Annotated in this window: 15 protein-coding genes; 9 read left to right on the plus strand and 6 right to left on the minus strand. The window is 61.2% G+C overall.

What is annotated here, in order from left to right:
- The first annotated feature begins 4 nt into the window (after positions 1-4).
- The 5 genes from HJB89_RS13530 to HJB89_RS13550 all read left to right on the plus strand — a co-directional run bounded on the left by HJB89_RS13530 (position 5) and on the right by HJB89_RS13550 (position 6,460).
- Positions 5-1,759, plus strand: a complete 1,755-nt coding sequence (locus tag HJB89_RS13530; RefSeq protein WP_221115395.1) for an alkaline phosphatase — start codon at positions 5-7, stop codon at positions 1,757-1,759.
- A gap of 201 nt (positions 1,760-1,960) precedes the next feature.
- The gene (locus tag HJB89_RS13535) at positions 1,961-2,422 is read left to right on the plus strand and encodes a hypothetical protein (RefSeq protein WP_221131599.1); all 462 of its coding nucleotides are present in this window, start codon (positions 1,961-1,963) and stop codon (positions 2,420-2,422) included.
- 6 nt (positions 2,423-2,428) lie between these two features.
- A complete protein-coding gene (locus tag HJB89_RS13540) occupies positions 2,429-3,121 on the plus strand; it encodes an ABC transporter ATP-binding protein (RefSeq protein WP_207582288.1) in 693 nt (230 codons plus the stop codon).
- The gene (locus HJB89_RS13545) at positions 3,118-4,386 is read left to right on the plus strand and encodes an ABC transporter permease (protein ID WP_221150059.1); all 1,269 of its coding nucleotides are present in this window, start codon (positions 3,118-3,120) and stop codon (positions 4,384-4,386) included. Before HJB89_RS13540 ends, HJB89_RS13545 begins: the two co-directional genes overlap by 4 nt.
- Positions 4,387-4,573: 187 nt before the next feature.
- Positions 4,574-6,460 (plus strand): MFS transporter, encoded by a 1,887-nt coding sequence (locus tag HJB89_RS13550; RefSeq protein ID WP_207582286.1) that lies wholly within the window; start codon positions 4,574-4,576, stop codon positions 6,458-6,460.
- A gap of 34 nt (positions 6,461-6,494) precedes the next feature.
- Here HJB89_RS13550 and lpxE read toward each other — a convergent pair whose 3' ends face one another.
- Positions 6,495-7,247, minus strand: a complete 753-nt coding sequence (gene lpxE, locus HJB89_RS13555; protein ID WP_207582285.1) for a phosphatase PAP2 family protein — start codon at positions 7,245-7,247, stop codon at positions 6,495-6,497.
- A gap of 278 nt (positions 7,248-7,525) precedes the next feature.
- Positions 7,526-8,638, minus strand: a complete 1,113-nt coding sequence (leuB, locus tag HJB89_RS13560; RefSeq protein WP_207582284.1) for a 3-isopropylmalate dehydrogenase — start codon at positions 8,636-8,638, stop codon at positions 7,526-7,528.
- A gap of 168 nt (positions 8,639-8,806) precedes the next feature.
- On the opposite strand from leuB, the gene HJB89_RS13565 reads away from it, so the two are divergent.
- Positions 8,807-9,739, plus strand: a complete 933-nt coding sequence (locus HJB89_RS13565; protein WP_207582283.1) for a pyridoxal-phosphate dependent enzyme — start codon at positions 8,807-8,809, stop codon at positions 9,737-9,739.
- Positions 9,740-9,800: 61 nt separating this feature from the next.
- Here the strand turns inward: HJB89_RS13565 and leuD are convergent, their stop codons facing one another.
- From leuD to HJB89_RS13580, 3 genes are all read right to left on the minus strand, one after another.
- The gene (leuD, locus tag HJB89_RS13570) at positions 9,801-10,409 is read right to left on the minus strand and encodes a 3-isopropylmalate dehydratase small subunit (RefSeq protein ID WP_164007297.1); all 609 of its coding nucleotides are present in this window, start codon (positions 10,407-10,409) and stop codon (positions 9,801-9,803) included.
- Between the two features lie 236 nt (positions 10,410-10,645).
- Positions 10,646-11,068, minus strand: coding sequence for a glyoxalase/bleomycin resistance/extradiol dioxygenase family protein (locus HJB89_RS13575; RefSeq protein WP_207582282.1), 423 nt, complete (start codon positions 11,066-11,068; stop codon positions 10,646-10,648).
- A gap of 109 nt (positions 11,069-11,177) precedes the next feature.
- The gene (locus HJB89_RS13580; RefSeq protein ID WP_164007301.1) at positions 11,178-11,411 is read right to left on the minus strand and encodes a hypothetical protein; all 234 of its coding nucleotides are present in this window, start codon (positions 11,409-11,411) and stop codon (positions 11,178-11,180) included.
- A gap of 140 nt (positions 11,412-11,551) precedes the next feature.
- Here HJB89_RS13580 and HJB89_RS13585 point away from each other — a divergent pair, with 140 nt between their 5' ends.
- Together HJB89_RS13585 and HJB89_RS13590 are read left to right on the plus strand one after the other, a co-directional pair.
- On the plus strand, positions 11,552-12,457 hold the full coding sequence (locus tag HJB89_RS13585; protein WP_221115401.1) for a CoA ester lyase: 906 nt from the start codon (positions 11,552-11,554) through the stop codon (positions 12,455-12,457).
- Positions 12,457-12,663 (plus strand): DUF1737 domain-containing protein, encoded by a 207-nt coding sequence (locus HJB89_RS13590; RefSeq protein WP_207582280.1) that lies wholly within the window; start codon positions 12,457-12,459, stop codon positions 12,661-12,663. The genes HJB89_RS13585 and HJB89_RS13590 overlap by 1 nt, the downstream gene beginning before the upstream one ends.
- Positions 12,664-12,686: 23 nt before the next feature.
- Here HJB89_RS13590 and HJB89_RS13595 read toward each other — a convergent pair whose 3' ends face one another.
- Positions 12,687-13,124: a metallopeptidase family protein gene (locus HJB89_RS13595; protein ID WP_164007305.1), complete on the minus strand. Its 438-nt coding sequence runs from the start codon at positions 13,122-13,124 to the stop codon at positions 12,687-12,689.
- A gap of 161 nt (positions 13,125-13,285) precedes the next feature.
- On the opposite strand from HJB89_RS13595, the gene HJB89_RS33230 reads away from it, so the two are divergent.
- Positions 13,286-14,230: an ImuA family protein gene (locus HJB89_RS33230; RefSeq protein WP_246762705.1), complete on the plus strand. Its 945-nt coding sequence runs from the start codon at positions 13,286-13,288 to the stop codon at positions 14,228-14,230.
- Positions 14,231-14,239 lie beyond the last annotated feature (9 nt).

A 14,239-nucleotide genomic window follows, 5' to 3' on the forward strand; every position in this document is an offset into this window, starting at 1 on the left:
TTCCATGCGTACGCTTCCTGCCGCTTTTGCGGCCACCACCATCCTTGCGGGCGCCGCTCAGGCGACGACGGTCTATCCGCTTGATCGCGCGACGATTCTTGCCGGTTCGCCATTCGATTTCAAGGTCGAACTCAACAAGCAGGTCAAGCCCGAAGACGTGAAGATCACGGTCAACGGTCAGGACTACAAAACCGTCCTCGGGGGCGAGGCACGGTTCGTCGAGCTGGAAAAGGGCAAGGATGACAAGGCTCTCGGCTCCGCTCTCCTGCTGCGCGGCCTGAAGATTTCCGCTCCAGGCGCCTACAAGGTCGAGGTCGCTGCCGGCGACGAAACGAAATCCGTCACCTGGAACGTTTACGAAACCGCTGGTCAGCCAAAGGCTAAGAACATCATCTTCCTGCTCGGCGATGGTCTTTCCGTCGCGCATCGCACCGCCGCCCGCATCATGTCCAAGGGCATGACCGAAGGTAAGGCGAATGGCCGTCTGAACATGGACGATCTTGATCGCATGGCCTTTGTCGGCACCTCGGCGACGAATGCCGTTGCCACCGACTCCGCCAACACCATGTCGGCCTACATGACGGGCCACAAGACGGCCGTCAACGCGATCGGCGTTTACGCGGACCGTACGCCGGCCTCGCTGGACGACCCGCGTGTCGAAACCTTCGCGGAAGCCGTTCGCCGCATGACCAAGAAGTCGATCGGCATCGTCGCAACCGCCGAAGTCGAAGACGCCACGCCGGCTGCTGTTGTTTCCCATACCCGTAACCGCAATGACAAGGCCGACGTCGTCGGCATGCTGCTCGACGTCAAGCCTGAAGTCCTGCTCGGCGGCGGCTCGGCCTATTTCCTCGGCAAGGAGGTCGCCGGTTCCAAGCGCAAGGACAACCAGGACTACATCAAGCTGTTTCAGGATGCCGGTTACAAGCTTGCGACCGACAAGAACGAGCTCGCAGCCAATGCGTCGGCCGAAGGCAATCTCCTCGGGCTCTTCCACACCGGCAATATGGACGTGACGCTCGACCGCGAGTTCCTGAAGAAGGGCACCGTCGACAAGTTCCCGAACCAGCCGGGTCTCGTCGCCATGACCAAGGTTGCGATCGACCGCCTCTCCAAGAATCCTGATGGTTTCTTCCTGATGGTCGAAGGTTCCTCGATCGACAAGATGTCGCATCCGCTCGATTGGGATCGCGCCGTCGTCGAAACCATCGAATTCGACCAGGCGATCGGCGTCGCCCGCGAATTCCAGAAGGCTCATCCCGATACGCTGATTGTCGTCACCGGTGACCATACGCATGGTGTCTCGATCATCGGCACCGTCGATGATGAGAAGCCCGGCACCGAAATGCGCGAAAAGGTCGGGACCTATGCTGAGGCTGGTTTCCCGAACTACAAGGACGAAAACGGCGACGGATACCCTGATAAGATCGACGTCAGCCGCCGCTTGTTTCTAAGTGCCAATAACGGCCCTGACCACTACGAAACCTTCCGTCCGAAGCTCGACGGTCCCTTCGTTCCGGCCGTCCAGAACGAAAAGAAGGAATATGTCGCCAACGAACAGTACAAGGATGTTCCCGGCGCGGTCTTCGTTCAGGGCAATCTTCCGAAGAGCAGCGAGAGCGGCGTCCATGCGGTCGACGACGTCGTCCTGCAGTCGGCCGGCCCGGGCTCGGAAGAGTTCCATGGCTACCTCGAACAGAGCGACGTCTATCGCGTGCTCGCCGACACCTTCGCTCTCGGCGCCAAGCAGACGAACTGATCGCAAGCCGATCCGGCAAGGCCGCTTGGCGGCCTTGCCTTTCTTGTCGATTATTATCCGGCCGGCTACAGCGCCGCGCGTCTTTTCAGATGCGCAAAGGACGCTGTAACACTTTGAATCTACGCATCGTGCTTTCTGAAAATCGATTCCGATTTTCAGGCCGATGCGCTAACGGCCGGGATTTGCTTCCTGGAGGTCGCTATGGATATATTCTCTTCGCTGCATCTCAGCCGCCGCCGGCTGATCGGCGCCGCCGTTGCGCTTCCTTTTACCGCTTCCGTCGTTCGCGCTGCCGATCCCTCGCTCTCCTTCGACGAGCTCTATGGCAAGTTCGGGGTACTCGGCCTTGAATTCTCCGACAAGGTGAAGCGCCTCGCCGGGCAGGAAATCAGCATGAAGGGCTTCATGGCGCCGCCGCTGAAGGCCGAGGCGCAGTTCTTCGTGTTGACCGAAGTGCCGATGTCGCTCTGCCCCTTCTGCTCCTCGGATGCGGACTGGCCGGATAATATCGTCGTCGTCTATCTCTTGGAGAAACAGACCTTCGTGCAGCCGCGCCAGACGATCGAGGTGCGCGGCACGCTGGAATACGGCTCCTGGACGGATCCGGACACCGGCTTCGTCAGCCTGTTGCGTATCCGCCAGGCCGAATATTTTTCTGTCTGATCCGATATGCTCGCTCTTGATATCGAAAACCTTGACGTCACCTTCTCGGGCCTGTCCTCGCCGGCGCTGGCAATCGGTCGTCTTTCGATCGACGCCGGCAGCAGGGTCGCCATCACAGGTGCGTCCGGCTCCGGCAAGAGCACCTTCGTCAATATCGTTGCCGGGCTGGAGCGAACACGCCGGGGCCGCATCCGCTGGAACGGCGAGGATATCGCCAGTTTTTCCGAGAGCCGGCGCGATCGGTTCCGCGCCGCCAATATCGGCCTGGTCATGCAGGAGTTCTATCTCTTCCCCGGCCTGTCGGCGGTGGAAAACGTGCTTTTGCCGGCGCGGCTTGCTTGGGCCGCCACCCCCGCCGTCATCGAGCGGGCGCATGCGCTTTTGAGTTCGGTCGATCTTTCCCGCCCAGGCCAGAAGATCGAAACCATGTCGCGCGGCGAGATGCAGCGCGTGGCGATCGCCCGGGCGCTGCTGCGCAAGCCCGGCGTCATCATCGCTGACGAGCCGACAGCGAGCCTTGATGCCGAAAGCGGCGAGACGGTCGGCGATCTCATCCTCGATCTTGCCGCGGCCGAAGGCAGCACGCTGATCATCGTTTCGCATGATCTGCGCCTGGCCAGCCGCCTCGACCGGCGCATCACCTTCGGCTCCGGCCGGATCAGCGACGATTCCGCTGCAGCGGCGGGAGAGGCTGTATGATCCGCTTCATCCTTGCCGATCTTCGCCGCCTCTGGGCGGGGTCGCTGGTGGTCGTGCTGCTGGTGGCGCTGGCGACGGCGCTCGGCGTTTGCGTCGTGCTGCAGGAGCGGGCGCTTCGTCTCGGCAGCGCGCGCGCCGCCGACAAGTTCGATCTCGTCATCGGCGCAGGCGGCAGCGAGACGCAGCTGGTGCTGTCCTCCGTCTTCCTGCAGCCCTCGCCTTTGCCGCTGATGCCGGGTGACGTGCTGGTCAGGCTCGCCGCCGATCCCCGTGTCGACTGGGCAGTCCCGATCGGCTTCGGTGATTCCTTCTCCGGCTATCCGATCGTCGGCACGACGGTGACGCTGGCGGACAAGCTGTCCGGCGGCTTTGCCGAGGGTACGGTTTTCGCGCGCGAGGGGGAGGCAGTGATCGGCTCCGCCGTCAAGCTTTCGCTCGGGGCTGAGATCAAGCCGATGCACGGTTCGGTGGAAGAGGGCGGCGAGACCCATACCGAACTCGTTTATCATATCGTCGGCCGCTTGCGGCCGACAGGCACCGCCTGGGACCGGGCCATTCTGGTTCCGATCCAGGCTGTCTGGCATATCCATGGTCTGGGGGCGAGCGAGCATGAAAGCGCCGGGGTGACCGGACACGATCATGAGCATGCCGGCGCCGATCCCCACCAGCATGAGCATCACGGCGAGATCGACCCGGATGCCGTACTTGACGAGAAATGGGCTGCAGATGCTCCGGGCCTTCCCGCCATTATGGTAAAACCGAAGACGATCGCCGATGCCTACAAGCTGCGGCAGGACTATCGCAGCGGCAATACCGTCGCCGTCTTCCCCGGCGAGGTGCTGACCAATCTCTACGCCACGCTCGGCGACGCCAAGCAGATCCTCGTCGCGGTCGCTGCCGGCGCCCAAGCTCTCGTCGCAGCCTCGCTGGTGCTGGTCACGGTCATCCATATCGGCCAGCGCCGCCGCCAGATCGGCGCGCTGAGGGCCTTCGGCGCTCCGCGCGGCGCGATTTTCGGCATCGTCTGGTTGGAGTTCTTCTTCGTGGTGGCAGTCGGCATCGGGCTCGGATTTGCACTTGGGTTTGCCGCGGCGCTGACCTTGTCCGCCATGGTCTCGCAGACGAGCGGGATGGCCATGCCGGTCGGCTTCGTCCGTGACGACGCCGGGCTTGCGGCGGTGCTGCTCGTCTTTGCCACAATTCTTGCCGCGCTGCCGGCAGTGCTCGCCTACCGGCAATCGCCGGCGCAAGCGCTGAGGGCGTAACCTGGGCCGGAGGATCGCGTCGCTGGCTGCCAAAGCTCGCCCCCGTTAGACTAAAGTCATAATCCCAAAGCCTCTCTCTTTTTGATCTGTCGTTTCTGGCACACTCTCGTCAGGCGTGTCGCGGCCAGGGGTCTGCTTTGAGGAGAGTAGGTCGCGCGCGTTTTCATCACTCTGTGGAGGACAGACAATGGCAAATGTCGCAAGCATCGACGGCGCGAAGGCCGGTCCGATGACGAGGGAGGAGAAGAAGGTCATCTTCGCTTCTTCGCTCGGCACCGTTTTCGAATGGTATGATTTCTATCTCTATGGTTCCCTCGCCACCTATATCGGCGCGACCTATTTCACCCAATATCCCGAGGCGACGCGCAACATCTTCACGCTGCTCGCCTTTGCCGCCGGCTTCCTGGTGCGTCCCTTCGGCGCGCTGGTGTTCGGCCGTCTCGGCGATCTGGTCGGCCGCAAATATACCTTCCTGGTGACGATCCTGATCATGGGTCTGTCGACCTTTCTCGTCGGTATCCTGCCGGGTGCCGCCACCATCGGCATCGCGGCGCCGATCATCCTGATCGGGCTGCGCCTGCTCCAGGGTCTGGCGCTTGGCGGTGAATATGGCGGTGCTGCCACCTATGTCGCCGAACATGCGCCGAACGGGCGCCGCGGTTATTTCACGTCATGGATCCAGACGACGGCGACGCTCGGCCTGTTCCTGTCGCTGATCATCATCGTCCTGGTGCAATATCTGATGGGCGCGGTTCAATTCGCTGCCTGGGGCTGGCGCATTCCGTTCCTGGTATCGGTCGTTCTGCTCGGCGTTTCGGTCTGGATCCGCTTGAAGATGAACGAATCGCCGGCGTTTCAGAAGATGAAGGCGGAAGGCAAGGGCTCCAAGGCGCCGCTAACCGAAGCCTTCGGGACATGGAAAAATGCCAAGATCGCGATCATCGCGCTTCTCGGCGCCACCATGGGCCAGGCGGTCGTCTGGTACGGCGGCCAGTTCTATGCACTGTTCTTCCTGCAGAACGTCCTGAAGGTAGACCTGCAGTCGGCCAATATCATGGTCGCCATCGCGCTCTTCCTCGCGACGCCATTCTTCGTCATCTTCGGTGGCCTCTCCGACAAGATCGGCCGCAAGCCGATCATAATGGCGGGCCTTCTCATCGCGGCGGTGACCTATAATCCGCTGTTCAAGGCGATGACCTGGACGGCGAACCCGGCGCTTGCCGAAGCACAGGCCTCGATCCGGGCAACGGTTACGGCCGATCCGACGGATTGTAAATTCCAGTTCAATCCGACCGGCACGTCGAAGTTCACCAATTCCTGCGACGTGGCGACGGCATTCCTGACGAAAAACTCGGTGCCTTATGATGTCGTTCCCGGCCCCGCCGGTCAGCCGGCAACGGTGAAGGTCGGCAACGGGACGATTACGAGCTTCGACGTCGTCGCCGCCGGCGACAAGGCCAAGGGCATGACCGCCGCCTTCGAGAAGGGCGTCAACATCGCGCTCCACGATGCCGGCTATCCGCTGAAGCGCGGCGCCGTCAAGGTGCCGGATGCCAAGCTCGATGCCTTCATCGCGGCCAATCCGGAACTGTCGCTCAACGCCGATACCGTGCGCGCCGGCGAGAAGGAAACTGTACCGGCGGCGAAGCTGGTCGAGACCAAGCTGCTGACGGCGGATGAGGCCAATGGCGTCACCGACATGGCGGTCTACAACGTCGCCAATGGCGGCAGCTTCGCCATGACCGCCGACCCTGCCCGGGTCAATTGGACCGGTACGATCGCCATATTGTTCGTGCTCGTCCTCTATGTGACGATGGTCTACGGACCGATCGCCGCTCTGTTGGTCGAGCTCTTCCCGACCCGCATCCGTTATACCGGCATGTCGCTGCCCTATCACATCGGCAACGGCTGGTTCGGCGGCTTGCTGCCGGCGACGGCCTTCGCGATGAGCGCAGCTGCGGGCGATATCTATTACGGTCTCTGGTACCCGATCGTCTTTGCGTCGATCACGCTGGTGATCGGCCTACTCTTCCTGCCGGAAACGAAGAACAGAGATATCCACGCAATGGATTGATCTGCGTTCAAACTTGACGAAAAAGGCCCGGCCCTCACAAGGCGCCGGGCTTTCCTATGTCAGGGAACAGTTGCTTCGACAGCGGCCATCCATCCGGCGCCAGTTTGAAGAGCAGGCCGCAGCGAGCAAAGACGATCGCCGTCAGCAGCGAGAACCAGGCGCCGAAGGCAAGGCCGGCGATGACGTCGCTCGGATAATGGGCGCCGACCATGACACGCGTCATGCCAAGCCAGATGGCGCCGGCGATGAAGACAATGCGGTAGCGCGGAAACAGCAGGGCAAATGCGGCGAAGAAGGCACCGACCGTGGTGGAATGGCCGGACGGGAAACTTTCGAAAGCGGCGTGGCCTGAAAAAGGCGTGAAGGAAAACATGCCGTAGTCGTGAAAATGATCGGGACGCGCCCTGCCGATTGCCCGCTTCAGCAGATTGGCGAGAAGCCCGGAGAAGACGACTGTGGCAAAGAGGTAGGCGCCGATCCAGCTGACATATAGCGCCTGTGCCTTGGAGCGCGCCGTCTTCACAAGCTTGTAGCCCGCCCGGCCCTGAAAGAACAGCAGGATGCTGGTGTAGATCAGCCAGGCGGAATCGCCGAAACCGGTCATCAACTCGCCGAGATGCTTCACTGGCGCGGGCACTTCGCTGGCGCCGATCGGCGCATCGAAGAGCAGCATGGAGAGGATCACGGCATTGAGCGTGATAAAGAGGCAGGCCTGCCAACGCAGAGGCGGCATGCCGACGCCGCTCCGGCGCCAGCGCCTGTCCAGGGAAGCCCAAAATGCCCGCATTGCCGTCGTCCGTTCGAATTTTGCCCTACAGCGCCGCCCGTCTCTTCAGACATGCAAAGGACCCTGTCGAACTTTGAATTGGCGCATAATCCATTGCGAAAATCGCTTCCGATTTGGGGTTAGCGCTCGCTGAAATCCGGCGCAAAAATACACGAGATTGTGGCCGAGAATAGTCCGTTTCGGAGAATTCGACCGAGCGGCTTGCGACTCCTCGGCCGTGGATTAAAAAGCCCTTCGCATCCGGGATGCGAAGGGCTGGAACTGTTTCACGTGAAATATCAGGCGGAAAGCGTCTTGAACTCGCCGAGAATCGCATCGCCCATCTCGACGGTGCCGACCTGCCTTGCGCCATCGGCCATGATGTCGCCGGTGCGGATGCCCTTGTCGAGCACGTTGGCGATCGCCTTTTCCAGGTCGTCGGCTTCCTTCACCAGGTTGAAAGAGTAACGCAGGCACATGGCGAAGGAGGCGATCATCGCGATCGGATTGGCGATGCCCTTGCCGGCAATGTCGGGGGCCGAGCCGTGCACCGGCTCGTAGAGCGCCTTGCGCTTGCCGGTCTTGCCATCAGGCGCACCGAGCGAGGCCGACGGCAGCATCCCGAGCGAGCCGGTCAGCATGGCGGCGACGTCGGAGAGCATGTCGCCGAAGAGATTGTCGGTGACGATGACGTCGAACTGCTTGGGCTGGCGTACCAGCTGCATGCCGCCGGCATCGGCCAGCATGTGTTCGAGCTGGACGTCGGAATATTTCGCCTTGTGCGTCTCGGTCACCACCTGGTTCCAGAGCACGCCAGACTTCATGACGTTGCGCTTTTCCATCGAGCAGACGCGGTTCTGCCGCGTGCGTGCCATTTCGAAGGCGACGCCGGAGATGCGCTCGATCTCGTAAGTGTCGTAGACCTGCGTGTCGATGCCGCGCTTCTGGCCGTTGCCGAGATCGATGATCTCTTTCGGCTCGCCGAAATAGACGCCGCCCGTCAGCTCGCGGATGATCAGAATATCGAGGCCTTCGACCAGTTCCGGCTTCAGCGACGAGGCCGAGGCAAGAGCCGGATAGCAGATGGCGGGGCGCAGGTTCGCAAACAGCTGCAGATCCTTGCGCAGCCGCAACAGGCCGGCTTCCGGGCGCACTTCGTAAGGCACGCTATCCCATTTCGGGCCGCCGACGGCACCGAAGAGAACGGCATCGGCGGCAAGCGCTTTCTGCATGTCGGCTTCCGAGATCGCCGCGCCGTGGGCATCATAGGCAGAGCCGCCGACAAGGCCTTCGTCGGTGACGAAACCGCCATCCATCGCCTCGTTCATATAGGCGATGATCTTGCGGACCTCGCCCATGGCCTCGGGACCGATGCCGTCACCCGGCAGCAGGAAAAGATTGCGCACAGTCATGAAACCCTCCTGGGAAAAACAAGTTGCGGTTTCTTAGACCCCGGAAATGGGCATTTCAAGCGAGAGAAGGGATGAATCGGTACGCTTCGCTTTGAGCTGCGACGGTTGCTCCTGTGCCCGCAAAAGGATTAGAACCGGTCAGCCACCTTTATGTCCCCGGATGTTCCCATGCCTTCAGCACCCCTCCATCTCGATACGCCCTTGGTTCAGACAGCACCAGGCTACAGCGCCAGCGGCAAACCGCTCTGGCTGAAGCTCGATGCGCTGCAGCCTTCCGGCAGCTTCAAGCTGCGCGGCGTCGGCCGGCTTTGCCAGTACGAGGTGGAAAATGGTGCGCGCGAGATCTTCTGTGCGTCCGGCGGTAATGCCGGCATTGCCGCCGCCTATGCCGGCCGGGCGCTCGGTGTGCCGGTCACCATCGTCGTGCCGGAGACGACGGCCGCCGATGTGCAACAGACGATTGCCGCAACGGGCGCGAAAGTGCTCGTTCATGGTTCGGTTTTCGACGAGGCCAATGCCCATGCGGTCGAACTCGCCCGCAGCCGCAAGGCGACCTATGTTCACCCCTTCGACCATCCGCTTCTGTGGGATGGCCATGCGACGCTGATCGACGAGGTGGTGGCGAAGGGTGCGAAATTCGATTGCGTCGTCACCAGCGTCGGCGGTGGTGGGCTGCTTGCCGGCATTGTCGAGGGGTTGAAGCGCAACGGGCTTTCCGATGTGCCGGTGATCGCCGTCGAAACCGAAGGGGCGGCCTCGCTGAATGCCAGCCTCGAAGCGAATGAGCGTATCACTCTTGCCGCCATAACCTCGATTGCCACTTCGCTCGGCGCGCGGCAGGTGGCGCAGCATGTCTTTGACCTGCCGAAGCAGCATCCGATCGAAAGCATTGTCGTCAGCGACGCCGATGCCGTTGCCGCCTGCCTGAAATTTGCCGATGCGCAGCGCATTCTGGTCGAGCCGGCCTGCGGTGCGGCACTGGCCGTTGCCGATGTGCATGCCGGGCTGCTCGCGCGCTTTAACAATCCGCTCATCGAAGTCTGCGGCGGCATCGGCGTGTCGCTCGAAAAGCTTAAGGGCTGGAAAGAGAAGTTTCTCTGATCTGAGATCAAAGAAAAAGCCGGGCGAAGCCCGGCTTGATCGATAATTTATTGGAGAGCACTTAGGCCGCCCAAGGGTGCGAAGCGGCGTTCTTCTTTTCGAAGCTGTCGATCGCCCTGCCCTTTTCCAGGGTCAGGCCGATATCGTCGAGGCCGTTCAGCAGGCAGTGGCGCTTGAATTCGTCGAGATCGAACTTGATCAAGCCACCATCGGGGCCGGTGATCTCCAGGTTCTCAAGGTCGATGGACAGGATGGCATTGGAGCCGCGCGAGGCGTCGTCCATCAGCTTGTCGAGATTTTCCTGGCTGACCATGATCGGCAGGATGCCGTTCTTGAAGCAATTGTTGTAGAAAATGTCGGCGAAGCTGGTCGAGATGACGCAGCGGATGCCGAAATCGAGGAGCGCCCAGGGCGCGTGCTCGCGCGAGGAGCCGCAGCCGAAATTGTCGCCGGCAACCAGGATCTTGGCATCACGGTAGGCCGGCTTGTTCAGCACGAAATCGGGGTTTTCGGAGCCGTCCTCGTTGTAGCGGGCTTCGGCGAAAAGGCCGGTGCCGAGGCCGGTGCGCTTGATCGTCTTCAGATAATCCTTCGGAATGATCATGTCGGTGTCGACGTTGACGACCGGCAGGGGCGCTGCAACGCCCGTGAGCTTCACGAATTTATCCATGACCCATGCTCCATTTCAGCAAATCTACTTCCTGATTTTGCATCTAGTCCAGTTTTCCGCCGAAATGAAGGAGAATCTTTCTAAAGCGTGTCACGATCTTTCAGATGGCTTGTCACGCTTTAGGTCTTTGCTTCCCGCATGTCGTCATCGCAAAAACCGCTGCACACTTTTGCGCGACATGCTTTAGATGGCGGCCACGCGACGTTTCGCGCGGCCTGCCCTCTGCGTACGTGCCGTTACTTGGTCGGTGCGTTCAGGCCCCAGAGGACGCCGAACGGGTCGCGAAGCTGGCCGTAGCGGTCGCCCCAGAACATCAGTTCGACCGGCATGACGACCTCGGCACCGGCGGCGACAGCGCGCTCCCACCAGAAATCGATATCGTCGATAACCAGCTGGATGGCGAAGCCTTCATGGCCTTTGAAGGGATGGCCGTATTCGGGATAGGCATCCGACAGCATGAGGGAACTGCCGTTGATGTAGAGATGCACATGCATCGTCCGGCCGCTCTCGTCGACCGGCACGATATAGGCTTCTTCGGCGCCGAAGGCTTTTTTGTAGAATTCCGCGGCTTTGACCGCGCCACCGACCGTCAGATAGGGAAGTAGGCCATTCTTGACCGGCGGCATCTTGACCGGATTGTTTTCCGTCGTCGCATCCATGCTCGTCCTCCATTCGTTGTGAAGCGCCGGCAGAATGCCCGGCTGCTTCAAAGACGTATGATGGAAGCATGATGCGACAATGTCGGTCGGCTTTTTTAGCGAGAGCTGCTCAGAGATCGATAATCGTGCCGCGGCCGTCGTTCCAGATGCGCATCTCCGGCTTACCGTTGTTTGCCTTGGCGCGGACTGGAGCGGGCTTCATCTTCATCGAAAGCGCGCGTCCGACCATGAGCACGGTCAGGATGCCGCCGACGGCAAGCGTCACCGAGAAGGTGAAAAGCAGCATGGCCACGAAAACGGTGGCGCCGGCAAGCATGAAGAAGATGGAGCGAATGTTCTGCATGGGTTTGAGACCTTTCTTCGGAAAGGAATGTGGTCCTTCTTTTTCCTCTCTGCAAGGCAAGCATGGCTTTTTGTTGTTCTGCGCGTCGTTCCGGGGCGGGCTGCTTGCTTCGGCCTTCAAAGCTTGGCACTAATTCAGCCATGAGCCGAAACCCAGCGACCCGCTCCGTCCGCCTGCGCCGTTCGGTGCTGAGTGTGCCCGCCATCAATCTGCGTGCCCTCGAAAAGACCCATGCGGTCGATTGCGATGCGGTGATCTTCGATCTCGAAGATTCCGTGGCGCCGGAAAAGAAGGGGCAAGCGCGGGAAAACCTGAGGCGCTTCTTTTCGGATCGGCCGCTCGAAAACAAGGAGCGGATTATCCGCATCAACAGCCTGTCATCGGATTTCGGGCCGGCGGACATGGAGCTGGTGACGGCGCTTGGTCCCGATGCTGTGCTGCTGCCGAAGGTCGACGAGCCGCAGGATATCACTGATATCAGCGACTTTCTCTTCGAAGCGGATGCAGCGGAAGATCTGCGCATCTGGGCGATGATCGAGACGCCGCGCGGCATCCTGAATGCAGCGGCAATCGCGGAAGCGGGACGCACGACGGGCTCGCGGCTCGATTGCCTCGTCGTCGGGCTCAACGACCTGCGCAAGGAAACGGGCGTGCTGGCCCAGCCGGGGCGGACCTATCTCGTGCCATGGCTGATGCAGGTCGTCCTGGCGGTCAGCGCTTACGGGCTCGATGCAATCGACAGCGTCTTCAACGATTTCAGGGACGAACAGGGTTTCGATGCCGAATGCCTGCAGGGCCGGGCCATGGGTTTTGCCGGCAAGATGCTGATCCACCCCACCCAGATCGAGCCTGCCAACCGCCATTTCGGCCCGGATCCGGCGGCCATTGCGGAAGCAGAGGCGATCATATCAGCCTTTGCCGACCCCGCTTCCGATGGTTTGAACGTCATCAATTCAGGTGGGCGGATGATCGAGCGGCTGCATCTTGTCCAAGCCGAAGCTCTGGTTCATAAAGCTCGCCTGATTTCTGCAAGAAAGCCCGCCTGATGAAACTCTACCGCTTCCTGACCGGTCCCGACGATGCTTCCTTCTGCCACAAGGTCACCGCCGCCCTCAACAAGGGCTGGTCACTGGAGGGCTCGCCGACATATGCCTTCAATGCCGCGACCGGCGCGATGCAGTGCGGCCAGGCCGTCGTCAAGACTGTCGAAGGCAAGGATTACCATCCCGAGGTGAAGCTCTCCGAGCAATAGCTCGTTCTGCCGGACACCCGGCTTCAGCGATCGGCGGCTTCCTCGGCGCTTTCCTCGATCCGCTCCATATCATCGTCGCTCAGCCCGAAATGGTGGCCGATTTCGTGGATCAGGACGTGGGTGATGATGTCGCCGAGCGTCTCGTCATTCTCAGCCCAGTAATCGAGAATAGGCCGCCGATAGAGGCGGATGCGGTTGGGCATCTCGCCGGTTTCCACTGTGAAACGTTCGGAAATGCCCCTGCCCTCGAAAAGACCAAGCAGATCGAAAGGGGTTTCCAGCGCCATGTCCTCGAACACGTCGTCATCGGGGAAATCTTCGATCTCGATCGTCAGGTTGGTGGTCAGCTGGCGGAATTCTTCCGGCAGATGGCTGTAGGCCTCCATGGCCAGCGACTCGAAGGCGCTTATCGTCGGCGCATGGCGGTCCCGCCAATCATCGCTCTGGTCTATGCGGGCCATGAATAATCCTTCCTTTGCGGGCCATATAGAACCTTTATCGCCGATTTTCGAGTGCGGAATCAAAGGCAGGAATAAATTCATATAAAATGGCCGTTGACTCTTCATTAGCTCTCTGGAATCTATAAGAACATAACAGGAACAAGACGGATTGGAGAAACGCCATGGCGCAGCACGCCCTGGCGCGCGAGCGGCTTTTTGCGCTCCGCGAAACCATCGCCAGACTAGAGGGGAAGCCGGCGCCGGCGCTTGCGGCGGCCGAGCGGGAAACCCTGGCGGAAGGCGGCAAGGCGCCCCGGAGATGCATTCTGCCGCCGCTGGCGTTTGGGGTGGAATGTCTTGATGAGGCGCTGGAAGGCGGTCTGCCGCTCGATGCAATCACCGAATTCCGCTCGATTTTGTCTCGCGATGCAGGTGCTGCCAGCGGGCTGGCAATGGCTGTCGCAGCGCGGCTGCAGAAGCAGGAAGCGGATGCCGGCAGGCTTTCGCCGTTCCTCTGGATCGGCGATGCTGTCGGCACGCTGGAGGCCGGCCGTCCCTATGCCCCCGGGCTTCTGGATTTCGGGCTGAGCCCGGAGCGGTTTCTCCATGCGGCGCCGCGCAAGCTGGACGAGGCGCTCTGGCTGGTGGAGACGGCGGTGGAAAGCGCTGCTTTTTCGGCCGTCATCTTCGAAGTGCGCGGCAATCCCGCCCATTTCGGTCTGACCGAAAGCCGCAGGCTCAGCCTTCGGGCGCGTGCTGCCCGCCGTCCGCTCTTTATTGTCCGTCAAGCCGGGGCGGAGGAGGCGAGCAGCGCGGCCTTCCGTCTGCATGTCGAGCCGGCCCCGTCCGGTCTGCGGCCATTGCCGGATGGATCGAAGCTTTCCGGCAGCATCGGCAATCCGATTTTCCGTCTGACGCTGGAGAAGAGCCGTAACCCGGCCCCGCTCTCCTTTTTTCTGGAGTGGAACCCCCATGAACGCGAATTTCTCCCTGTCGCCGAACCAAACCTCGTTCGTCCTCCAAGCGAACAGTCAACGGATTCTAGCGCTCAGCTTCCCGCATCTGCCAACGGACCGAATCGCCCGCAGGCGGTGGGGGCTCTCCTGGCGTTCGAAAGGGCGTCCTGAGACGCCGCC

It is taken from the genome of Rhizobium sp. NZLR8, assembly GCF_019685025.1.
GTDB lineage: Bacteria > Pseudomonadota > Alphaproteobacteria > Rhizobiales > Rhizobiaceae > Rhizobium.